Here is a 24,250-nt window from a genome sequence, read left to right as displayed (position 1 = left end):
ATTTATGATCAAAAAGTTTTTATTCCTCTTTAGTCTGACTATAATGACGACACTGAGTTATGCACAAGATAATCAGAATAATATTAAACAAATGGATGCAAAGAATCCTTTCTTAGAGGCGTTTAAAACACCTAACGGTACTCCTCCTTTCGACTTAATTAAAAAAGAAGATTACAAGCCTGCTTTTGTTAAAGGCATCGAGCAACAAGCTGCAGAAATAAATGCCATCACCAGAAAAAGAGATGTTGCTACTTTCGAAAATACAGTAGTAGCTTTGGACGAAAGTGGAGAGATATTAGATAGAGTATCATCAGTATTTGGAGCCATTCGTGGTGCTCAGAGTGATCCGGATATTCAGAAAATAGCTGAGGAAATATCTCCGTTGTTGTCGGAGCACGATGATAATATTTATTTGAACGAACCGCTTTTTGCACGCATAAAAATAGTATATGCAGATAGTTTGAATCCTGCGAGAACTACGGAACAAAAACGCTTGGTTGAAAAATACTATAAGAGATTTGTTCGTTCGGGTATTGCATTGGATGCGGCTCAAAAAGATCGTTTACGTGAAATAAATAAAGAGTTGAGTTTGCTTTCACTTTCTTTCGGAAAGAATCTTTTGGCAGAAACAAATAACTATGAATTGGTAATAGATAATTCTAAGGACTTGTCCGGATTATCATCTGATGTTATTAATATTGCAGCAAAAACAGCTAAGGAAAAAGGAATGGATGGTAAATGGGTATTTACGTTGAGTAAACCCAGTTGGTTGCCTTTTCTTCAATATGCAGATAACAGAGACTTACGTGAAAAATTGTACAAGGCTATGTATAGTCGTGGTAACAATAATAACGAATTCGATAATAAAAAGAACATCAATAAGATTGTTAATCTGAGATTAGAGAAAGCTAATCTTTTAGGTTATAAATCTCATGCAGATTATGTTCTTGATGAAACAATGGCTAAAACTCCAGATAATGTATTCGGTTTATTGAATAATATCTGGGAATATGCTTTACCTCAGGCTAAAAAAGAAGCTTCCGAACTTCAAAAGATGATCGATCGTGACGGTGGTAATTTCCAATTAGCTTCTTGGGACTGGTGGTATTATACTGAAAAACTTCGTAAGGAAAAATATGCTTTGGACGAAGAGGCATTGAAGCCCTATTTTATGGTAGATAATGTGCGCGATGGAGCATTCCTTGTTGCTAATAAGTTATACGGAATTACATTTAAACCTTCATCTGAGGTTTCGATTTACCATAAGGATGTTCAGGCTTTTGATGTGATAGATGCAGACGGCTCTTTTATCGGAGTTCTTTATCTGGATTACTTTCCTCGTGCAAGTAAACGCAATGGTGCCTGGATGGGCAGCTTCCGTAAACAAAGTGTGAAGAATGGTGAGTTTGTGAATCCTATTATTTATAATGTAGGTAATTTTGCTTTGCCTACCGAGGATAAACCTTCTTTGTTGACTTTGGAACAAGTGACAACTCTTTTCCATGAATTCGGGCATGGGTTGCATGGCTTATTATCAAGTGTAAATTATAATGGTTTGTCGGGTACTGCTGTGTCTCGTGACTTTGTAGAACTTCCTTCTCAAATATACGAACATTGGGCGTTGCATCCTGAGGTATTGAAGCTATATGCAAAGCATTATCAAACAGGGGAAGTTATTCCCGATGCTTTAATTGCTAAAATGCAGGAGGCTACCAATTTTAATTCGGGATTTGAAACTACCGAAATTGTTGCTGCTGCTCTTCTTGACATGAAATGGCATGTAATAACTGAGCAACAAGATTTTGATGTGGATGCATTCGAATCAAACGAAATGAATAAAATAGGTCTTATTTCTGAGATTATTCCAAGATATAAGAGTACTTATTTCGCACATATCTTTGATGGTGGATATTCTGCCGGATATTATAGTTATTTGTGGTCTGAGGTATTGGATGCCGACGCTTTTGAAGCTTTCGTAGAAAAAGGTGTTTTTGACAGAACAACAGGACAATCGTTCCGTGATAATATCTTGTCAAAAGGTGGTTCAGAGGATCCGATGACTTTGTACAAGATTTTCAGAGGTGCAGAGCCTAATCCTATTTATTTGTTGAAAAACAGAGGTTTTATCAAGTAAGATTATAGACTTTGTCAGCTATCTATATAAGAAAGGGAAGTGTTAAGACTTCCCTTTTTTTTGTACTATTTTGATCTGATTGTATATTAATTGGTTGCGATTTGAAATATGTGTGTTTAGCTGTCTTTACACCATGTTAAATGGCTATTGTAATTACACTCAATCTGATATTTTGTTTATATTTGTATTAAATTTTATCAGGAATAAGGAAAATCAAATAATTTTAATATTATATCAGCTATGAGCTGAATAAGTTTTTTAACCTTTAATTTAGAGTATATCTTTTTTTTCGAAGAATCTATTCTCTAAAGTCTTTAACAGAAAAAATATGACAATAGGAGTTGACTTGGGTGCTACGAATATAAGAGTAGGTATAGTTGAAGGTGGAGTGATCTACCGTAAGATATCGGAACCTTTTCCGTATGATAAAACAGTTGAAGAAACTATAGATTTCTTGATTACTACTATTGGACGATTGATGAACTCAAATATAAAAGGGATCGGTATAGGAGTTCCTTCCGTTGTCGATTCCAAAAAGGGAATTGTTTACAAGGCAGGTAATGTTCCTTCGTGGCAGGAGGTGCATTTGAAAGATATCCTTCAATCAGAATTTAAGATACCGGTACGTGTAAATAACGATTGTAATTGTTTTGCTTTTGGCGAAAGATACTATGGTGAATGCACTCCCTATCGTAATATTATAGGTGTAACTCTTGGTACAGGGCTTGGAGCAGGTATTGTTATTAACGATGTTTTGTACGAGGGACTGAATACCGGTGCAGGTGAGATTGGCTTAATACCTTATTTGGATAGTAATTACGAACACTATTGTGCGGCTAAATTTTTTCAACGATATAATACTACCGGTCACATTGCCTATTTGAGAGCTGAGAATAACGAGCAGGAAGCACTGAATATGTGGGAGGAATTTGGGCATCATATAGGTAATATGATTCAGGTGATAATGCATATGTATGACCCTGAAGCTGTAATTCTCGGAGGAGGAATCTCAAAAGGGTATAAATACTTTGAAGGGGGCATGAATAAGAATCTGTCTACTTATCCTTATCCTTTGGCTTTGGCTCGAATGAAGATATTACTTTCATCCAAAGAAGATATTAGTTTGTTGGGGGCTGCGTCCCTTATTCCCTGATCAGATAAAAAATATAAAAAAGGCAGATTTCTAAGAATATATAATTCAGAGATCTGCCTTTTTCTTTTGTAATGCTTTGTGCAGTAAGAAGAAATATGTATATCTATATTTCTTAGCTATAACTATCCATGTTACTAATCAAAGCAATAAAAAGGTCAACGACTTTTAGTCTTCGGCTTTTTGAGTTTCTTCATACTCTTTCAAGAGCTTTTCTTGTACATCGGCGGGAACTAATTCATACTTTGAGAATTTCATGATGAATGAAGCCCGTCCTCCGGTAAGAGAACTAAGAGTTATAGAGTAGTTGGACATTTCTTTCAAAGGTACTTTAGCATTTATGACTTCAATGTCTTTGTCGCTTTCCATCCCCTGAATTATACCCCTTCTGTTTTGAATGTCGCTCATTACATCTCCCATTTTGTCGGAAGGAACAAAAACTGTAACGTCCGATATGGGTTCCAAAATTTTAGGTCCTGCATTTCTGAAAGCTTCGTTAAACGCATTACGCCCGGCAAGCATGAATGATATTTCATTGGAATCTACAGGGTGCATCTTACCATCGTAAACTATGACACGTACATCTCGGGCATATGAGCCTGTTAAAGGGCCTTGTTCGAGGCGTGCCATTATTCCTTTAATAATCGCCGGAACAAATCGATTGTCGATGGCTCCTCCTACAATACTGTTGACAAAGACGAGCTTTCCTCCCCAATCGAGATCATAGGTTTGAATGTCTCTCGATTGTACTTTAAATTCCTGCCCGTTAAATTTGTAGGTGTCGGGTACAGGCATACCTTCCGTGTAAGGTTCAACAATCATATGTACTTCACCAAATTGCCCTGCACCTCCCGATTGTTTTCGGTGGCGGTATTCGGCTCTGGATGGTTTTGTTATAGTCTCACGGTATGGAATTTTAGGTTCTGAATATACGATTGCTATTTTATCGTTGTTTTCTATTCTCCATTTTAGAGTCTTTAAATGGAATTCACCTTGTCCCGACACTATGAGTTGTTTTAACTCTTTCGAGTTCTCGATGAGCCATGTAGGGTCTTCTTCGTGCATCCGTTGTAGAGCTTCGCTCAGTTTTTCGGAGTCTCTTTCGTTGGCGGCTTTTATTGCCCTGCGGTATTTGGGGTTGGGGTATTTAATGAAGTCGAACTGATTATCAGCTCCTTTTCCGTTCAGTGTGTTACCTGTGCGCACATCTTTCAGTTTTACGGTGGCTCCTATATCTCCTGCAACAAGTTCCTCTACTTTGGTGCGTTGCTGACCTGCAACCATGAATAATTGTCCGATACGCTCTTTTGATCCTCTATCTGCATTTATAAGGTCGTCGCCTTCTTTCACTTTTCCGCTCATCACTTTAAAGTAAGAAATATCACCTACATGAGGCTCTACTGTCGATTTGAAAAAGAATAAGCTTGTAGGACCATTGGCGTCGGGTTTAATTTCTTCGCCTTCTGTATTTTCAGGGAAGGGCATATCGACCACATAGGGAACTACGTTGCCGAGGAATTCCATGGTACGCCTTACGCACATATCTCGTTCGGCACAAACACAGAATATGGGGAAAATATCTCTCTGAACGAGCCCTTTACGGATTCCGAAGCGCATTTCTTCTTCGGTGAGTGTACCTTGTTCGAAGAATTTTTCCATCAACGTTTCTTCGTGTTCTGCTGCTGCTTCAACTAATTTTTGGTGCAGTTCTTCGGCTTTGTCTTTTTCTTCTTCGGGAACTTCAAGTACTTCGGGAACGCCTCCTTCGGGTTTCCACCTGTACATTTTCTTTTTGAGGACATCTACTATGGCATTAAAATCGGGTCCGCAATTGATCGGATATTGTATAAGTACAGCTTTTTCGCCATAATTGGCTTTTAGCTGAGATACTACGCTGTCGAAATCGGCTTTCTCCTGATCGAGATGGTTGACGATGAACATCACCGGTTTTTGAAATTTCTGAATATACCTTAATTGATTGACTGTGCCAACTTCTATCCCATATTGAGCATTTAATACCATGAGTGCAGTATCCATAACATTGAGCGATGTAACTACATTGCCTATAAAATCATCCGCTCCCGGACAGTCGATAAAGTTGAGTTTACGGTTCATCCATTCAACAGAAAAGATACTCGAAAAGACCGAATATCCATACTCTTTTTCAACGGGAAAATAATCGGTGACTGTATTTCCGCTTTTCACAGTGCCTCTACGTTTTATAACTCCTGCCTCGAAAAGCATTGCTTCGGCAAGAGTGGTTTTCCCGGAGCCGGAGCTCCCAAGAATTGCAATGTTTTTGATTTCGTTAGTTTGGTAAGTTCTCATGGTAATAAATATTTATAGGATTTAAGTTCGCAGAACTATTTATTGCTTTGGCTGGTGTAACAACGATAGTTAGTTACGGCTCTGAAATGTTGCATTAAATATTTTCTTTTACTTGTATAAGGTCACAGATCTTTTATTACTTCAGTCAGTATAAAAACTACAGCCTATTATATTTTGAGAATATGATTAAATACTCTCAACTATTTTAAATATTCAAACTCAATAAGGTTTAGGAAACAAATGCTCATCAGCATTTTCTCAAAATTAATAAATGTTCTTTTGATGAGACTATCTTAGCTGAGGTAAAATAGTATGTTTTTCAGCAGGTTATTTACCCTCTGTAAAACAGAAGAGGTCGATATTCATATAATACCGACCTCTTTTATGATAAATGAGATATTTGATTCTTCTTACGAATGCTGATCAATAATATTCCGCAACCATTTCACAAGCATCATAATGGCAAGGGCGGCTACAACGCATGCTCCGAAATTCATCAGAAAATAATATTCTTTGTTATCGAACATATCCCACATTCCGGCAACCATTCCGCTCAGTTTATTTCCGATGGAGGTCGATAAAAACCATCCACCCATCATAAACGAGGTAATGCTCTTTGGGCTGACTTTTGATACCAACGATAAGCCTATGGGGCTTATTAATAGTTCTCCGACAGTGACTACTCCGTATGTGCCGATGAGCCATAGGGCAGAGGCTTTGTCTGTATAAATATCCGTATAGATAACCGATGCAGCCATAACGAGAGATGAAAGTCCTGTGATGAGTAATCCCCATCCCATTTTGGCGGGAGTAGAGGGTTCTCGTCCTCTTATTCGAAGTCTCGAAAAGAAACTTAAGACAACAGGGGTAAGTATAACTATAAAGAATGGGTTTATAGATTGGAATATTTCGGTAGAAATCAGGTTTACTTTTTCTCCTTCCTGAGGTAAATTCTGGGGTGATTGATTGATGAAATAATGAGGATAATCGTACGCCTTCAGAGTATTACCGTTGGCATCTGTTACAGCTTTCAAAGTGTGATCCATCACAATGACAGAGTCTTTTGTGTATTGTGCCTCTTGTACCATCCCAACGGGTTTAACTATTTTGGCTACGGCAGGGGTTATCGATCGTTCGGTATAACTTTCGGCAAAAGTAGTCAGGGCAGTTGCATTTTGTTTGAACACTGTCCAGAATACTACCATGATGAGGAAAATACTCAAAAGTGCTTTTATTTGAGACCGTTCTTCTTTGGGGGATCTGAATATCAATGAAGCATAGAAAAATATAACGGGTATACATCCGAATAAGAATGCATCGTTGGAATCCGATCCGAAAATATTTCCGGGAATTAACCATCCCAATGCTCCAAAGGCTATGGCAGGAGCAAATACATAGAGTAATACTTTGGTTATATCGGAATTGGAGTCGTTTGTCTTTTTTATAATATCGGCTTCTTTTATATGTCGTGTGCCCATCAGGAAGACGATCAGACCGATAAGCATACCTATACCGGCTGCTATGAATGCATAACCCCATCCATAGTTGTTGCGCATATATGCTGCGACGAAATTACACACGAATGCTCCCACATTAATACCCATGTAAAAGATGCTATAGCCTGCATCTTTTTTTGCCTTGTATTTTTCTTCTGTATATAGATTACCCAGTAAAGTAGAAATATTTGGTTTGAAAAAACCGTTACCTACAATAATAAGGAGTAGGGCTATCCACATGGCTGTACTTCCCGGAATGGCAAGTGTACAATATCCGGCAGACATAAGTATGGCTCCTATAATGATCGATTTGCGATACCCGAGTAGTTTATCGGCTATCAATCCTCCCAGAAACGGAGTAATATACACCAATCCTAAATAGGTACCTACAATATCATAAGCATCTTTTTTTAATAAGCCCATGCCATCTGCATCTATCAGATAGAGTGCAAATATTCCGAGCATGAGGTAATACCCGAATCGTTCCCACATTTCGGTAAGGAACAGATATTTTAAGCCTTTTGGATGTGATATGCTTTCCTTTGGAGAAGTTAGATTTTCAGTCATTTTATATTTCGATTTTTTCAGATTTATACAAAGATAAAGTTCTGAGCCGGATATGAAAAGGTATATGTCTAAAAATACCCGATCGAGGTTTTAGAATGACACTTTTTAAATAAACTCTGTATAATTCTTTCTTATGTATGTGATCCTTAATTCAGATAAATTCTCTTCGTTGTATATTTCATAGAATTTTTGATCCATATTGTCCAGAGGATTATCTTCATAAGATTTACTGAAACTTTCGACAGTTCCATCATCAAACCCTTCCAGAATTTCTTTATTTTCATTATATATCTTATTTGCTTCAATCATTAAGTCAGCAAATTTGTTTGCACCAATTACTTTAAAACCGTCTATAGCCATTTCTGCAAATTTTCCGCTCGAATTAAAATAAAACTGATTGAATCCGCCATTATTAACCTCTGCTTCTACCCACCATATGGAATATATAGCCTGTTGTCCTTTCGATAAGCCTTTTACGACTTCATAATCGTTGCTGTAGTCGGAGTTGAAACGGCTGCATATATTATCATATACAATCATCTCTAGTTCATTATCATTGGCTGAATCAATAATTTCTTTAGTTAACTTTTTGTATATTGTTCTGTTTTCAAATGCCCTGACCGATTCTTCTATTTGTTTATCGGTAATGTTGTTTTCATTTTTTTGTTTACATCCTAAAAGAGTAACAAGTAACAATAGGATAATAGAAAGTTTAGATGGTAATGTTTTCATTAGATTGGATTATTGAATTTCTACAAAGTTAATTATGTTTTTATCTATAAAAGAAAGCATTATGGGGAAATTTAACCAATCATTAGTCGAGAAAATTGCCGCACTGATAGAAGAAGACAATTATACAATAACTGAGATATGCCGTATTGTGGGCATTAGCCGGAAAATGTTTTATGAATGGAAAGCAACCAAATCCGCTTTTGCCGAAGCCTTGGATCAAGCTGTAGAAGCACGTGAAGAAAAACTGAAACAAAAAGCCCGTCAGTCGATGCGGCAAAAGCTGGAAGGGTACAGGCAGGTAGAAACAAAAACAACTTATGTGGCATCCAAGGACAGCGATGACCCTGATAGCCTCGTAGTAAAAGAATATGTGGTAAAAGAGAAATACTGCGTACCCGAAACATCGGCTATCGTCTATTCTCTGTCGGGAGGATATAACGAGTCTAAAAGCAGGAAACAGGCACAGGCACCGAGTCCGTTAGTGATAACCGTAGACAGCGAAAAGACCAAACGCGATCTGGAAAGGTTACAAAAGAATCTGAGTGAGAAAAAAAGTTCGTGTTAGGTGTCACTTTTGTTACTTTTGTTACTTTTTAAATTCTTGTGTGTTGAAAATCAATTGTTTGCTAAGTGACAAAAGTATACTATATACACAGGTTTATGATGTACCTTTGTAACCTTATTGCAACTTTTATTACTTTTATAGAGTAAATCTGAACTTATTCAATAAGCTGAATGTTAATAAAGTTAAATAATAAACACCTAATGCCATCTAAGTATATGAAAAATTTACTTGTTTTGTTAGTGACCTTCATTCTGGGAGTATCAGACTGCTTAGGGCAAACGGATACGAAAGCCTTTCGTTATGACACGATTCCTGCTCCCGCAAAGGATCAAGTGCAATTGTTTCGTTACGATACAGTTGCCGATCCGAGAGAGAGTCAATCCCAGCAACCTCTGTATAAAATAGAGCAGCCTGTACAGCAGCAACAACAAACGTCTCAGTCGAAGCCTGCACAACAGCCGTTAAGCTACAGTGGTGGACAGAGCCAAGGCAGAATGGTATTCGGAGGTTCGTTTGGTATGGCATTTGGCAGTGGTTATGCATCTGTCAATATCTCTCCGCAGGTTGGTTATGAGTTTAACCGTTACTTTACTGCCGGAGGAGGAGTCGGTTATTTCTATTATAGAGATAACTCTCACGGGAGTGACTTTTCGCAAAACTACTTGGGTTTGAATACTTTTGCAAGGATTCACCCGATCCGTTTTATCTCATTGCAGGTACAGCCCGAAATCTATCAGATGTGGGGAAGTGTAGGAGGACAGTCGCTTGATTCGCAAACCGTTCCTTGCGTATTGGTCGGAGGTGGTGTAAATATTCCTTCCGGACGTAATGGGGCTGTCACTATGATGATTCATTACGATGTGGTTCAGAATGATTGGAGCCCTTATGGGAATCAGATGTTTTATTCGGTCGGATATATTTTCGGATTTTGAGGTGTATAATAAGCAAAGGAAAATATTTACCATTACTTATATGTACAGTTGAAGTTGCGATTTACTTTCATTTTTCTGTATCTTTGTAGTACTTAAGTTCCTGTGACTATTTACTGAATATCGGCTAATAGTTGTCAGTCAACAGTTTACTCGTAACTTGTAACTGCCCTGAGGGCGAAGTAACTTGTAACTAATTACTATTATTTAATAAGGATATGAATACTTTTGGCAATATATTTCGGTTAACGTCTTTCGGTGAATCTCATGGTGCAGGCATAGGAGGCATAATTGACGGCTGTCCTGCAGGCATTGAGGTGGATATGGATTTTATTCAGAATGAATTGAATCGTCGTCGTCCGGGACAATCAAAAATAACTACACCCCGAAATGAAGCCGATAAGGTAGAGTTTCTATCGGGTATTTTCGAAGGTAAAACTACGGGAACTCCCATTGGTTTTATTATATGGAATGCTAATCAGCATTCGTCTGATTACGATAATATGAAAGCTCTGTATCGTCCGTCTCATGCGGATTATACGTACCAGCAAAAATACGGGATAAGAGACCATAGGGGAGGAGGTCGTTCTTCGGCTCGTGAGACTATTGCCCGTTGTGTTGCTGGAGCTTTAGCTAAATTGGCATTGAATCAATTGAATGTTTCTATAACTGCATATACTTCTCAGGTAGGCGGTATTAAATTAGAGAAACTATATTCTGAATATGATTTGAATACTATTGAAGATACTCCCGTTAGGTGTCCCGATGCTGCGAAAGCAGAGGAAATGATTACACTGATAAATGAAGTGAAATCGAAGGGTGATACAATCGGCGGTGTTATTACTTGTGTAATCAAGGGAACTCCTGTAGGATTGGGTGAACCTGTATTCGGTAAGCTTCATGCGGCTTTGGGAAATGCCATGTTAAGTATCAATGCCGTTAAAGGTTTTGAGTATGGGGATGGCTTTGACGTAAATCACAGAGGCTCGGAAGTGAACGATGAGTTTTATGACAAAGACGGGACGATAGATACTCGTACCAACCATTCGGGAGGTATTCAAGGTGGAATTTCAAACGGACAGGATATTTATTTCAGAGTGGCGTTTAAGCCTGTTGCAACCATATTGATGCAACAACATACGGTAGATCAGGAAGGAAATGAGGCTGATATTAAGGCTCGCGGACGTCATGATGCTTGTGTGCTTCCCCGTGCTGTGCCTATTGTTGAAGCAATGGCAGCTATGACTATTCTCGATTATTACTTGTTGAATAAAGCCCGCTGATAAGTGTATGCAAAAACTGTTACTTTTGTGCTTCACTGTATGGCTTGTCTCATGTAACGGGAAACAAGTTTCTTATGTTGAGGACAAAGGGGAGATTTTTCATACCACTTATTCTATAAAATATAAATACAGCCATTCTCTCAAATCTGAAATAGAGGCAGAATTAGCAAAGTTCGATAATTCGTTGAATCCGTTCAAGCCTACTTCTATTATATCTAAAGTGAATAACAATGAAGCGGTTGTGTTAGACAGTTTCTTTGTGAATGTATTTAATAAGGCACAAGAGGTTTCTAAGGTTTCCGACGGGCTTTTTGATATAACAGTATCTCCGCTGATTAATGCCTGGGGCTTTGGCTTTAAGAATCTGGAGAATGTTACTCCCGAAATGATTGATAGTCTTAAGTCGATTGTAGGGTACGATAAAATACAATTTCAAGATGGACAGGTAATAAAAACCGATCCTCGTATTCAGATCAATACATCTGCCATTGCTAAAGGTTACTCAACCGACGTTATTGCAAATCTGCTCGAATCGTATGGCATAGCCGATTATATGATTGAGATTGGTGGAGAGGTAACAGCAAGAGGCGTAAATGCTAAAGGTGAATACTGGCATATCGGAATAGATAAGCCAATGGATGAAAAAGCACCCGCTCACAGAGAATTACAGGCCATTATACAATTGTGCGACAAATCAATGGCTACATCGGGCAGCTATCGTAACTTCTACATAAAGGATAGTAAGAAATACGCACATACAATCAATCCTAAGACAGGTTATCCATCGGAGTCGAATATCTTAAGTGCAACTGTTATTGCTGATGATTGTATGACGGCAGATGCCTATGCAACCGTATTTATGCTTGCCGATACTGCAAACATAAGGAGTATAGCTGAAAAAGCGAATTTATCTTATCTGCTGATCCTAGATTCGGGGAATGATAGTTTGACGCTTGTAAATTCGTCTGACTTCGAGAAATACCGAGTCCGATAATCTCTTTATATCATTACACTGCTTCCTGCAATAACCTGCCAACTATTATCGAACTGTTTCCATACTCTAAGGAAACGAACTTTTCCGGAAATCGGTTGAACTCCGTATTCGCCATTCATATCTATTGTTACTGCAACTACCGCCGTATCTCCAATTATATTGATCTGTTGATCGGAAGCACTGATGCTGTCTACCTTCATGAGCCCACTGCTATACGATTGTAAGTCTATTTCTTTGGTAACGGTTTGCCCCATTGCGCTGTTGAAAAGCAAGTCAGGGTGAATAAGCTTATCCAATGTTTCTACATTAGCATGGCGCATGGCGTCCAGTAATTGAATTTCGAGTTGTTCGATTGTGGTTTTATCGGATGTGTTCATGTTTTCTTTATTATTTTATCTATTCTACAAAAGTACTGTTTTTCCCGAAAGAAAAATCAGTTGCGAACAAAAGCCCCATTTTAATTATATAGCAATGAGTTTTCAGAATGGTTGCTGAGGGTGAAAATATTACTCATATAGTCAGGGAAATGAAAAATAATGTAGTAAATTTGTAAGCGTATTTTTAGTATTGCCGAATAACTTTATTCTTAACAATACAAGCAATAAAGAGGTCAACGACCTTTAATCAGAAAAATAATAAACAGGTCAGCGACCTTTAAAACTTTCTTATATAATGAAAAGAGATACTGCAATTTTTGATATTATTGAAAGAGAACACCAGCGCCAACTAAAAGGAATTGAACTTATCGCTTCAGAGAATTTTGTGAGCCAACAAGTAATGGATGCTATGGGATCGTGCTTAACTAATAAGTATGCCGAAGGATATCCGGGCAAACGTTATTATGGAGGTTGCGAAATAGTTGACCTTAGCGAGCAATTGGCTATAGATCGTTTGAAACAAATTTTTGGAGCTGAATGGGCAAATGTACAACCTCACTCGGGTGCTCAGGCAAATGCTGCAGTATTTTTGGCATGTCTTCAGGCAGGCGATAAATTTTTAGGATTGAATCTTTCTCATGGAGGTCACCTTTCACACGGTTCGCCCGTTAACTTTTCGGGGTTGATGTTCCATGCACTGGAATATAATGTAAGACAAGATAACGAAGAGGTTGATTATGATCAAATGGAAGCTGTTGCTAAGGCTGAGAAACCAAAATTGATTATTGCAGGTGCTTCGGCGTACTCTCGTGATTGGGATTATGCCCGTATCCGTCAGATTGCAGATTCTATCAATGCTATTTTCCTGGTTGATATGGCTCACCCTGCGGGACTAATTGCTGCGGGTCTTTTAAATAACCCTCTTGAATATGCACATATTGTAACTACTACAACCCATAAGACTCTACGCGGACCTCGTGGTGGAGCTATATTGATAGGTAAAGATTTCGAAAATCCTTTCGGAAAGAAAACTCCAAAAGGAGAAACCCGTATGATGTCGGCTTTATTGGATTCTGCTGTATTTCCTGGAATACAAGGTGGACCTCTTGAGCATGTTATCGCAGCTAAAGCGGTATCTTTTGCTGAGGCATTAGATCCATCCTATAAAGTATATCAGGCACAAGTTAAAAAGAATGCTGCTGTAATGGCACAGGCTTTTGCTGATAAAGGATATAAAATAGTATCGGAAGGTACAGACAATCACTTGATACTAGTTGATTTAAGAAGTAAATTCCCTGAATTGACAGGTAAAGTTGCAGAAAAAGCTCTTGTGGCAGCAGATATTACTACGAACAAGAATATGGTGCCTTTTGATAGCCGTAGCCCATTCCTTACATCGGGTTTACGTTTCGGTACTCCTGCTATTACGACTCGTGGTGTTAAGGATGGTTTGATGGGCGATATTGTAGAAATGATTGATACAGTACTAGCTAATCACGAAGACGAAAAAACGATTAAGGCTGTACATGAGAAGGTAAATCAAATGATGAAAGATTACCCATTGTTTGCTTGGTAAGGTCTCAGACCTTTTCGCAACTTTGGCAAGTATGTAACAGTATAGCCTGTTATAGCTTAGGAATATATTATTAACTACTTTCAATTGCTTAATTGAGTTAGTGATTTAACATACATCTTAAAAAGGCACAGTTGAGGTTTAAAGGCTTCATCTGTGTTTTTTATTTTGATACGGTAAAATGATACGGTAAAATAATAAAGTAGAGGTCTTTTGACCTTGCAGTTATAGGTGGCAAAGAAAAGAAAAAAGAAAAAAGGGAGAAGCAAAGGCTCAGGCTTTGGAAAAAAGCTATTATGGGCGATTCCTGTAATAATAGCAATCGCTTCTTTGTTTATCAAAGATATATCGATCGGATATTATGATCGGGCAAATGGTTTATCCGGTGCTGCTTTAAAGACTGCTATGCATGATATTATAAGAGATCATGAATATCTGGATTTTGATGAAAGCACAACTGCCCGTTATTGGTGGGACAATTATTTTAAGAAGACCGATTGGTGTTCGGATGGCTATTTTCTGGATATGTACTCCAACGAAAAGCATACTACCTATGTCGGAGGGAATGTTCAGAATCGTGAACATTGCATGCCTCGCAGTTGGTGGGGGAAGAGGGATAAGTATTCGTCATACGACGCTAATGGTGATCTTCATAATATATTCCCTTCTGATTATAGCGCTAATGCAGCTAAGAGTAATTTACCGCTAGGGGAGGTTGGAATCACAAAGTTTGATAATGGTGTATCGAAGGTTGGAAACAATACTTATCCGAACGGGCATAGAGGACAGGTGTTTGAACCGGCAGATGAATATAAAGGAGACTTTGCCCGTGTTTACTTTTATATGTTAACCTGTTATGAAGATTACTCATATGATTGGAAAGATGATGCAAAAAAATCGATGTTGCAAGCAGAAACTTATCCGGGGCTTCAACCGTGGGCTCTCGAAATGTTAATCAAGTGGAATAATGAAGACCCTGTTAGCGACAAAGAAATAGCTAGAAATAACGAAGTGTATAAACTACAAGGCAATAGAAATCCTTTTGTAGATTGTCCTCAGTTAGTGAATCATATTTGGGGAGAGAGTAAAGATCAGCCATTCGTTATTTCTGAAAATGATAAGATAAACAGGCAACCTCAAATGAAAGATTTTATCTATTCATATATGGAGGAAGCCGGCGCCATAGCCGGTAGTATTATTTATAAAATCAGAAAGTAAATAAAAAAGAACCGGCTGATTCTTAAAACTTAAAATGCAAAATATAAACTTCGTTTTCTGTCTATTTTGTAACACGTACTTTGCAGAATTGTTTCTTGTTAATAGTCAATACTAAATTATACTAAAGAGGACATTCAGAAGTGTAATTTTGGAGAAGAATAATTAGTGAAAAATATATTTTTTGCGTATTTTTGTACAGGTCAAAATGATTAATGTTATATGTCATTTTGGTAATTGTAGAAATACAATGGTGTACTTATTAAGTTAATTTCGGATTAATAAATTTTTTAACCCATAAAACTTTTAATAAAATGATTAAAGTAGGTATTAATGGTTTCGGACGTATTGGTCGTCTTGTTTTCCGTGCAGCTCAAGGTAGAAGTGATATCCAAATAGTTGGTATCAATGACCTTATCGATGTAGAATATATGGCTTACATGCTACGTTATGATACTATCCACGGAAGATTCAACGGAACTGTTGAAATTAAAGACGGTAAATTAGTTGTTAACGGTAATGCTATCCGCGTAACTGCTGAAAGAAATCCTGCTGACCTAAAATGGAGTGATGTTGGTGCTGAGTATGTTGTTGAATCTACAGGTCTTTTCCTAGATAAAGCAAGCGCTCAAGGTCACATTACTGCTGGTGCTAAATATGTAGTTATGTCTGCTCCATCAAAAGACGATACCCCTATGTTCGTTTGCGGTGTAAATGATAGCAAATATGTAAAAGGAACTCAATTTGTTTCTAATGCATCTTGTACTACTAACTGTTTGGCTCCTATCGCTAAAGTATTGAATGATAAATTCGGTATCGTAGAAGCTTTAATGACTACAGTACACGCTACAACTGCAACTCAAAAAACAGTTGATGGTCCTTCGGCTAAAGACTGGAGAGGTGGACGTGCTGCTGCTGGTAACATTATCCCTTCTTCTACAGGTGCAGCTAAAGCTGTAGGTAAAGTAATTCCTGAATTGAATGGCAAACTTACTGGTATGGCATTCCGTGTTCCAACTTTGGACGTTTCAGTTGTTGACTTAACTGCTCGCTTAGCTAAAGAAGCTACTTATGCTGAAATCTGTGCTGCAATGAAATCTGCTGCTGACGGCGAATTGAAAGGTATCCTTGGATATACTGACGAAGAAGTTGTTTCTTCTGACTTTATCGGTGATGCTCGTACTTCAATCTTCGATGCAAAAGCTGGTATCCAATTGAGCCCAACATTTGTGAAAGTTGTTAGCTGGTATGACAATGAGTGGGGTTATTCAAACAAAGTTCTTGAACTAGTTGCTAGAATGGCTAAAGTAAATGCTTAATTAAATTAAGTAACTTATAGATATTAAAAAGCCGAGATTCCTTTAGGGATCCCGGCTTTTTCTTTTGAAGTATACTCGAAGTCTTATTTCTTGATCTCTCTCAATTCAAGGTCATAAACTCCGGCAGATAATTGTATTGTTTTTTCACCTTCGATATTCTCAGGTAGATATAATGTAGCTGAACTGTTAGCAGGGATTACCAGATGATAAAGTATTTGTTTATCGGTACGCTTCCATGATGATATAATTTCTCCATACGGAGAAGTATGTTTTGCCTCAAATCGATTAAGTGCCTTTACGAAATTGGGACGTAGTTGTATGTGCTTAAATCCTGCCTTGTTCTCATCGGGGAATAAACCTCCAAGAGCTCTGTACATCCAAGCATTAATATCGCCGAACATAATATGGTTCATCGAGATATCATTTTCTGCATCTATGTTCCAGTTCTCGTACAATGTAGTTGCTCCGTTTACAATCCACCAACCCCATGAAGGGTATGTCTCTTGTGCTGCAATAGTATATGCTGCTTCTGCATATCCATTCTCAGAGAGAGCATTCAGCAATGCTTTAGCTCCTAAAATACCGGTATCAATATGGAAGTTATCTTCTTCTACTTTCTTATATAGATTGCCTGCAACTTTCGACTTAACCTTCTCTGGAACTACTCCCCAATAGAGAGGTGCAGCAAGTTCGGTTTGTGATCCCGAACAATATATACCGGTTTCGGTATTCAGGAACTTTTTATTTATGGCATTACGTATCTTATGAGCCAGACGGGTATAATGCTCATGGTCTCGTTTCTTTCCGAATATTTTAGCAGCATTAGCCAGTATCGTTACATCTTTATAATAGTATAGAGACGATGTCAGTTCTTTATTACTAACAGTCTTTACAGGAACCCAATCTCCAAGCCCCCAATCGGTAGTTCCGTGAGGACTGATAGATGTTATATGATCTACATATAATTTTATATTACCATACATATTACGAAGTAGATGGCTGTCTCCGTAAAACAGATAGATTTGCCAAGGAATGATGGCTACAGCACTTGTCCAATCAGGACCATTTCCCCAATCATATCCCCAACCATGAGTGGGCACAATGCTAGGTAGCACACCATTTGATTTTTGTTCGTCCTTGAAGTCATTCATCCACTTCTCATAGATAGTGATGGCGTCAAAGCTGTATAAGCCTGTTTCTATGGCAATATGAGAATCTCCTGTCCATCCGTTTTTTTCTCGCTGAGGACAATCGGTAGGATAGCCGAATAGATTCGACAGATAGGAGTTGTTAGTAGCTTCCCATATTTTATTCAGAGTCGGATTAGATGATTTGATACTTCCTATTTGCGGAACATCACTGTGCATCTCTAAAGCTGTTATACTTCCTTTATTCAGGTCTATTGGTTTGGATGAAGTAACTTCTACATACTGAAAACCTTTATAATTGAATTTTGGAGAGAACGTTTCCTTAACTCCTCCTCCTTTTAATATGAAGATATCTGTTTGGAAAGGATCACTATTATCAGTTGGGCGATAATGAACATCTATGTTCGACATATCGGCTCTTCCATCAGCATAGAGTCGTTCAGTATGCTTTATTCGTAGTTCTGTGTCTTTATCTCCTTGAACACGTATCTCTATAATCCCTGCAATATTTTTGGCAAAGCTAAAGACGTAACATGTATCATTCTTTTTGTCTACTTTCACTGGTTCTAGTCGTTCAGTTACACGTATAGGGTGTAATTGTTGACTTGTAATCAGTTTTGAAGGAGCATCTACAACAACTGCGGTTTGCCAATCGGTAGTATTTAGATCGGGCATATTCCAATTCTCTATTTCTTTACGAGCATCGTAGTGCTCTGCTGTATAGATGCTATTAAATATAATAGGGCTCTCATGAATTCTCCAAGTACTATCAGAAACAATTGTATCGGTTGTTCCATCTTTATAGTTAATCTTTATATTAACAAGGAAGCGAGGTCGGTTACGCCAATGTGCTTTATCAAAATCCCATACAGCTGTTGACTGATGATTATACCATCCATTACCGAGTATAACACCAAATGTGTTATCTCCTGATTGTAATAGTGAAGTTATATCAAGAGTTGAATACAAGTTTCGTTTATCGAATCGGGTGTACATCGGATCAAGCATACGGTCGCCTGCTTTGAGCCCGTTTACAGATAATTCGTATAATCCTGCTGCTGTTATATAAGCTCGTGCAGATTTTACTACTTTGTCTTTGTTTATATTTATATCTTTCCTAAAATAAAAGGTTGGCTTATAATCTATACTTTGACTATCGGATATCCATTTTCCTTGCCAATTTTTGGAGGTCATCAATCCTGTTTCAAAAGACGAAATATCCGAAGGTTTTGATTGATTACTTTCTTCATTCCATATAGTTACTTTCCAATAATACTTGGTAAATGGCTGCAATGGCTGACCTTTGTAGGAAATAAGACAACTATCAGAATCTATTTTTCCTGAATCCCATATTTCAGCTTTGCTATTAGAGAGTTTAACCGAATCGGTACTAACCATTATTTGATATGCACTCTGTGACAATTCAGTTTGTGCTATTTTCCAAGTGAAACGAGGTGAATGTGAATCTATCCCTAAAGGATTATCTAAATATTCACATTGTAAATTTGTCGGAGGATCTGTTTTTTTAGTACAGGATACCAAGCAGATACAGAGAAGAATGAAATATATATAAAGATTTTTCATCTTGATAAATCGGGGTGTTAAGTATTTAAATTAGATAATTATATTTTTATATGATTCGAAGATAATCATTATATTTGACTAAAAATATATACAATATAATAAAATACCCAATCAAATATTATGAAAAAAAGTCTATTATTAATTTATATTTTAGTGTTTTCAAGAACTCTCTTTGTAGGATGTTCGGATGATGATAAAGAAGTAGAAATACTTACTTCAAATTTTGTATTAGGTGAGCCTTACCGCTGGAATTTGTCTAAACAAAAAGATATGTTTCATATCATAAATAACTATGCAGAGCTGCAGGATTATATCGAAGCTGTTGACGGGTCAAAGGTTGCTGTTAATGCACCTGATTTTGATAAATATACTCTTATACTAGCAAGCGGAACTACGCAAAGTGGGGTAGCGAAAATCGAAACAAAACTGATAAAGCACAATGATATAGACTATACTTTTGAAGTATATGTTTTCACAAATATGGCTACGGTTGTCGAAGGGTATATTGTAGCGGTCACAGTACCTCGCTTACCAAATAATGCGAAGGTGGTAAAAAAAGCGATGGTTAAATTATAAGTGGTGAACTTTCATATAGAAAAGGAGTATTTGAAAATCTCAAATACTCCTTTTCTATATGAAAGTTTGTCTTATTTACTCAAAGCAGATGCTCCACCAATTATATCTAATAACTGATTGGTAATAGCTGCCTGACGATTCTTATTATACTCAATTGTCAAATCACCGACTAATTCTTCAGCATTATCTGTCGCAATCTGCATAGCAAGACTACGTGCTGCATTTTCCGAAGCATTAGAGTCTAATAAAGCTGCAAAAAGATTTGATGCTAAAACCTTTGGTATAAGATGCGATAGAAGCTCTGCCTTTTCTGGTTCCAAAATATAATCAGTAGTCTGATTGATATTTGATGTTGCTGAATCGTTGCTTGCTTTCTCTATAGCTCCTTTCAAATCAAAAGGCAGATACACATTACTTTTAATTTGTTGAACGCCCATCGATTTGAAGTGAGTATACACTAAAATTATCTGATCTATTTCTTTTGACAAGAATTTATCTACAAGCTCTTTTGAAATTTGCAATATCGGAGGAAAAGCAGGTCTATCGGTTATCTGTTGAAATTCGGGGTTCCGTTCAATCGCAAAATTTGACTTTCGTGCAAAATCGGCAATTTTCTTTCCGAAAGGATAGACAACGATATTTTCTTTCCCTACAATCTTAGCACATTGAGAGACGACCGAAGAAAATTCTTTAACAACATTCGCATTGAAACCTCCACACAAACTGGAGTTGGAAGAGAAAGCTACAATGGCTACTTTTCTAATTTCTCTTTCTTGTGCATAAACAGAATCGATACTGCTGTCAGAAGCTAAAAGATTAGTCAGAATCTCATTCAGTTTGGTAGAGTAGGGAAGAAAAGAGTTTATTGCCTGCTGAGACTTTCGCAGCTTTGCAGTTGCAATCATCTTCATGGCCGAAGTTATTTTCTTCGTGCTTTTTACCGAATCTATCCTATCTTTTACTTCCTTCAATGATGCCATAACTATGATCGTATTTAATAATGTATTCTTATTCGCAGGGATAAGGCAAGCCCTATCCCTGCACCAAAGTAATAAAAAGGTATGAAACCTTATTTTTTGTATTTGCCCGAAATTTCTTCGGCGACCTTTTCGATGATAGCTGTTACACTGTCATTTATAATTCCTTTTTTGAGAACATCCAATACAGTATCTTTATATTGCATCTCTAGTATTTGCAGAAAATCCGATTCGAATTCATGAACCTTATCTACAGGCACATTATTCAATAGACCATTAGTTCCACAATATAATATTGCAATTTGTTTTTCAACAGGTACCGGAGAATATTGAGGTTGAACCAGCAATGCAGCATTCTTTTGTCCTTTGTCAATAGTATGTGCTGTAATAGGATCCATGTCACCACCAAATTTGGTAAATGCTTCCAGTTCGCGGAATTGAGCTTGGTCGATTTTCAAAGTTCCGGCTACCTTTTTCATAGCCTTAGTTTGAGCACTACCACCCACACGGGAAACCGAAATACCTACATCAATTGCAGGACGATAACCAGAGTTGAACAAGTCAATATCCAGGAATATCTGACCATCAGTAATAGAAATTACGTTAGTAGGAATATATGCAGATACGTCACCCGCCTGAGTTTCGATGATAGGAAGTGCAGTTAATGAACCTCCACCCTTAACTCTTCCTTTTAGAGATTCAGGTAAATCGTTCATTTGTTCGGCAACCTCTTGCTGATCGATAATCTTAGCAGCACGTTCCAATAGACGAGAGTGCAGATAGAAAATATCACCGGGATATGCTTCACGACCCGGAGGTCTTTTCAAAAGTAATGAAACTTCACGATAAGCAACCGCTTGTTTCGATAAATCATCATAAACCACTAAGGCGTGACGACCGGTGTCTCTAAAGTATTCACCAATGGCAGCACCCGAGAATGCACCGAAATACTGCATCGCAGCGGGTTCGGCAGCTGTTGCTGCAATGATAATTGTGTATTCTAATGCTCCTTTCTCTTTCAATGTTTCAACAATGTTGGCAACAGAAGAAGCTTTCTGACCGATTGCAACATAGATACAATATACAGGATCTCCTGCATCGTAATTTGCTTTTTGACTGATGATGGCATCAATCGCTATTGCTGTTTTTCCTGTCTGACGGTCACCGATAATCAACTCACGTTGTCCTCTACCAATCGGAATCATGGCATCAATAGCCTTAAGACCGGTTTGCATAGGTTGGGTTACAGGCTGACGGTAGATAACTCCCGGAGCTTTACGTTCCAGAGGCATTTCCAGTAATTCGCCTGTTATATCTCCTTTTCCATCGATAGGTTCACCCAGAGGTGTAATAACACGACCTAGCAATCCGTCACCGACTTTAATTGAAGCAATAAGACCTGTTCTCTTGACGTTGTAACCTTCCTTAATCTGGCTACTCGATCCTAGTAAAACTGCTCCTACATTATCTTCTTCGAGATTCATCACAACAGCTTTCACACCATTGTCGAACTCTAATAATTCATTGGCTTCTGCGTTATTGAGACCATAGATGCGGGCGACTCCGTCTCCTACCGAAAGGACAACGCCTACCTCGTCTAATTGAATACGATTGTCAATCCCATCCAACTGCATCTTCAACACATCAGAAACCTCACTAGCTTTTATATTTTCAGACATATTTATTTCCTTGTATTAAGGTCTCAGACCTATTTTATTGCTTTGGTGGACATTGTAACCAAAGCCTGTTACAACATAAGGTTACTATGCAATTTTTTTATTCTTACTCATCAATTGACTCTTTATTCTGTTCAATTGAGAAGCCACACTGGCATCAAGTCTATAAGTACCAATATATAAAATAAAACCACCGCCTAGTTTAGGATCCACTTCGGTTACAAACTCAATTGTACCCTCTTCTTTTTCATGAACCAGTTGCTTAATTTTATTTATAGTAGTATCATCGACAGGACATGCCGTTACTAATTTTCCGACACTTATATTCTTATATTTCCTGTATAAATCTAAGTATACTAAACTGATCGTTTGCAGATGGTTTTCTCTTCTCTGATGCAATACCAATTGGATAAACCGAACAAATACATCGCTCACGGTTGAGCCGGCAGCAAGTTTTATAAGTTCCAGTTTTTCCCTTGTACTCAGTACAGGATTATCTAGTGTTGCCCGAAGTTGTGGACTACCGGCGAGGCTTTCAGATAGACTTTTCATTTCTGAAAAGATCACATCCTCCGCTTTATTCTCCAAAGCATAGCTAAACAAAGCTCGCGCATAACGCATAGATACCATTCCTGAATTCATATTATATTAAGATTTAGATACCATACTTTCGTCAATCAAACGGTCTATCATAGCCATTTGCTCAGTGTTGCTATTCAGATTGTTGCGGATTATTTTTTCAGCAATGTCTACCGAAAGATCTGCAACCTGGCGACGTATGTCTTTGATTGCGTCCTCTTTCTCTAGCTTCATTTGCTTTCTAAGTTCCTCCAGCTCTTTCAATCCTTCGGCACGAGCCAATTCTTTTGATTCGTTGATTATACGTGTTCTGGTGCTTTCAGCATCTTTTAAGATTTTCACCTGCTCTTCACGGGCTGAAGCTAATATAGCTTCGCTTTGTTCTTTTATGTGAGCCAATTGTTTATTGGCTTCTTTGGCTGCATCTAAAGATTTTTCGATGTACGCATTGCGATCCTCGACCATCTTTGTGATAATGGGAAAGCCGAATTTTGCCAATACGGCAAAAACGATCCCAAAAGATAGAAACATCCAAAATAAAAGACCGGCTTCAGGTTGTAAAAGCATAATTTTTTAATTTAATTGTTTTATAGGATAAATCCACAAACTACTACAGCAAATAGAGCTACACCTTCGATTAGGGCTGCTGCAATAATCATAGACATACGAATATCCCCACTAGCTTCGGGTTGACGAGCAATACCTTCCATTGCAGAAGCACCAATTTTACCGATACCCAGACCTGCACCGATAGCTGCTAAACCTGCTCCAAGAGCTGCTCCGAAACCTGTAAGTCCTGCACCAGCTTCAGCTGCTGCTTGTAGAATAGTTGATAGTAACATAATTTTATTCTTTTAGTTATTTAATTATTTGTTTTCTATTTATTTCTTTATAAAAGTTCCACAATAAAGTAACATCTGTGACAAAAAGTAATCAATAAAGTGACAAAAACTACTACATAAATGTTACTTTTTGGCTCTGTATAAGTTGTTGTATCTGAGCCGTTAATGTTGAAAAAGGTTACAAAGGTTACAAAAGTGACACTTTT

20 protein-coding genes are annotated in these 24,250 nt (G+C 37.8%); 10 read left to right on the top strand and 10 right to left on the bottom strand.

What is annotated here, in order from left to right; genetic code table 11:
• Nucleotides 1-4 precede the first annotated feature (4 nt).
• Together CLV62_RS10765 and CLV62_RS10760 are read left to right on the top strand one after the other, a co-directional pair.
• The gene (locus CLV62_RS10765; protein ID WP_110310787.1) at nt 5-2,134 is read left to right on the top strand and encodes a M3 family metallopeptidase; all 2,130 of its coding nucleotides are present in this window, start codon (nt 5-7) and stop codon (nt 2,132-2,134) included.
• 328 nt (nt 2,135-2,462) lie between these two features.
• On the top strand, nt 2,463-3,287 hold the full coding sequence (locus CLV62_RS10760; protein WP_110310786.1) for an ROK family protein: 825 nt from the start codon (nt 2,463-2,465) through the stop codon (nt 3,285-3,287).
• A 165-nt stretch (nt 3,288-3,452) separates the two neighbouring features.
• On the opposite strand, the gene CLV62_RS10755 is transcribed toward CLV62_RS10760, so the two are convergent.
• The 3 genes from CLV62_RS10755 to CLV62_RS10745 form a co-directional block, all read right to left on the bottom strand.
• A complete protein-coding gene (locus CLV62_RS10755; protein WP_110310785.1) occupies nt 3,453-5,612 on the bottom strand; it encodes an elongation factor G in 2,160 nt (719 codons plus the stop codon).
• A 410-nt stretch (nt 5,613-6,022) separates the two neighbouring features.
• A complete protein-coding gene (locus tag CLV62_RS10750; RefSeq protein ID WP_110310784.1) occupies nt 6,023-7,675 on the bottom strand; it encodes a peptide MFS transporter in 1,653 nt (550 codons plus the stop codon).
• Between the two features lie 105 nt (nt 7,676-7,780).
• Entirely contained in the window at nt 7,781-8,407 is a 627-nt protein-coding gene (locus CLV62_RS10745; protein ID WP_221409239.1) for a DMP19 family protein, read from the bottom strand.
• Between the two features lie 61 nt (nt 8,408-8,468).
• Here CLV62_RS10745 and CLV62_RS10740 point away from each other — a divergent pair, with 61 nt between their 5' ends.
• The 4 genes from CLV62_RS10740 (at nt 8,469) to CLV62_RS10725 (ending at nt 12,178) form a co-directional block, all read left to right on the top strand.
• Nucleotides 8,469-8,972, top strand: coding sequence for a phBC6A51 family helix-turn-helix protein (locus CLV62_RS10740; protein ID WP_170120045.1), 504 nt, complete (start codon nt 8,469-8,471; stop codon nt 8,970-8,972).
• Nucleotides 8,973-9,187: 215 nt separating this feature from the next.
• Nucleotides 9,188-9,904 carry a hypothetical protein gene (locus CLV62_RS10735; RefSeq protein WP_110310782.1) on the top strand — a complete coding sequence of 239 codons (717 nt, stop codon included), beginning with the start codon at nt 9,188-9,190 and terminating at the stop codon, nt 9,902-9,904.
• 215 nt (nt 9,905-10,119) lie between these two features.
• On the top strand, nt 10,120-11,184 hold the full coding sequence (gene aroC / locus CLV62_RS10730) for a chorismate synthase (protein WP_110310781.1): 1,065 nt from the start codon (nt 10,120-10,122) through the stop codon (nt 11,182-11,184).
• A gap of 7 nt (nt 11,185-11,191) precedes the next feature.
• Nucleotides 11,192-12,178 carry an FAD:protein FMN transferase gene (locus CLV62_RS10725; protein ID WP_110310780.1) on the top strand — a complete coding sequence of 329 codons (987 nt, stop codon included), beginning with the start codon at nt 11,192-11,194 and terminating at the stop codon, nt 12,176-12,178.
• Between the two features lie 5 nt (nt 12,179-12,183).
• Here the strand turns inward: CLV62_RS10725 and CLV62_RS10720 are convergent, their stop codons facing one another.
• On the bottom strand, nt 12,184-12,555 hold the full coding sequence (locus tag CLV62_RS10720; protein ID WP_110310779.1) for a nuclear transport factor 2 family protein: 372 nt from the start codon (nt 12,553-12,555) through the stop codon (nt 12,184-12,186).
• Nucleotides 12,556-12,850: 295 nt separating this feature from the next.
• Here CLV62_RS10720 and glyA point away from each other — a divergent pair, with 295 nt between their 5' ends.
• The 3 genes from glyA (at nt 12,851) to gap (ending at nt 16,662) form a co-directional block, all read left to right on the top strand.
• Nucleotides 12,851-14,131 carry a serine hydroxymethyltransferase gene (gene glyA / locus CLV62_RS10715; RefSeq protein WP_110310778.1) on the top strand — a complete coding sequence of 427 codons (1,281 nt, stop codon included), beginning with the start codon at nt 12,851-12,853 and terminating at the stop codon, nt 14,129-14,131.
• Between the two features lie 228 nt (nt 14,132-14,359).
• The gene (locus tag CLV62_RS10710; RefSeq protein WP_110310777.1) at nt 14,360-15,346 is read left to right on the top strand and encodes an endonuclease I family protein; all 987 of its coding nucleotides are present in this window, start codon (nt 14,360-14,362) and stop codon (nt 15,344-15,346) included.
• A 311-nt stretch (nt 15,347-15,657) separates the two neighbouring features.
• On the top strand, nt 15,658-16,662 hold the full coding sequence (gene gap, locus CLV62_RS10705; RefSeq protein WP_050708164.1) for a type I glyceraldehyde-3-phosphate dehydrogenase: 1,005 nt from the start codon (nt 15,658-15,660) through the stop codon (nt 16,660-16,662).
• An 83-nt stretch (nt 16,663-16,745) separates the two neighbouring features.
• Here gap and CLV62_RS10700 read toward each other — a convergent pair whose 3' ends face one another.
• Nucleotides 16,746-19,394: a glycoside hydrolase family 78 protein gene (locus tag CLV62_RS10700; protein ID WP_110310776.1), complete on the bottom strand. Its 2,649-nt coding sequence runs from the start codon at nt 19,392-19,394 to the stop codon at nt 16,746-16,748.
• A 120-nt stretch (nt 19,395-19,514) separates the two neighbouring features.
• Between CLV62_RS10700 and CLV62_RS10695 the strand changes: the two genes are divergently transcribed.
• Nucleotides 19,515-19,970 carry a hypothetical protein gene (locus CLV62_RS10695; RefSeq protein ID WP_110310775.1) on the top strand — a complete coding sequence of 152 codons (456 nt, stop codon included), beginning with the start codon at nt 19,515-19,517 and terminating at the stop codon, nt 19,968-19,970.
• A 71-nt stretch (nt 19,971-20,041) separates the two neighbouring features.
• Here the strand turns inward: CLV62_RS10695 and atpG are convergent, their stop codons facing one another.
• The 5 genes from atpG to atpE form a co-directional block, all read right to left on the bottom strand.
• A complete protein-coding gene (gene atpG, locus CLV62_RS10690) occupies nt 20,042-20,950 on the bottom strand; it encodes an ATP synthase F1 subunit gamma (RefSeq protein WP_110310774.1) in 909 nt (302 codons plus the stop codon).
• An 89-nt stretch (nt 20,951-21,039) separates the two neighbouring features.
• The gene (atpA, locus tag CLV62_RS10685; protein WP_110310773.1) at nt 21,040-22,626 is read right to left on the bottom strand and encodes a F0F1 ATP synthase subunit alpha; all 1,587 of its coding nucleotides are present in this window, start codon (nt 22,624-22,626) and stop codon (nt 21,040-21,042) included.
• Nucleotides 22,627-22,710: 84 nt separating this feature from the next.
• A complete protein-coding gene (locus tag CLV62_RS10680) occupies nt 22,711-23,265 on the bottom strand; it encodes a F0F1 ATP synthase subunit delta (protein WP_110310772.1) in 555 nt (184 codons plus the stop codon).
• Nucleotides 23,266-23,271: 6 nt separating this feature from the next.
• The gene (gene atpF, locus CLV62_RS10675; RefSeq protein ID WP_110310771.1) at nt 23,272-23,772 is read right to left on the bottom strand and encodes a F0F1 ATP synthase subunit B; all 501 of its coding nucleotides are present in this window, start codon (nt 23,770-23,772) and stop codon (nt 23,272-23,274) included.
• 17 nt (nt 23,773-23,789) lie between these two features.
• Nucleotides 23,790-24,044 (bottom strand): ATP synthase F0 subunit C, encoded by a 255-nt coding sequence (gene atpE, locus CLV62_RS10670; RefSeq protein ID WP_050708158.1) that lies wholly within the window; start codon nt 24,042-24,044, stop codon nt 23,790-23,792.
• Between the last annotated feature and the right edge of the window lie 206 nt (nt 24,045-24,250).

The sequence above is a fragment of the Indolivaga alginatilytica genome, from assembly GCF_003201355.1.
Classification (GTDB): Bacteria; Bacteroidota; Bacteroidia; order Bacteroidales; family Dysgonomonadaceae; genus Dysgonomonas_A; species Dysgonomonas_A alginatilytica.
The sequence above is the reverse complement of the archived record's forward strand: the minus strand, read 5'-3'. Positions and strand labels throughout refer to the sequence as shown.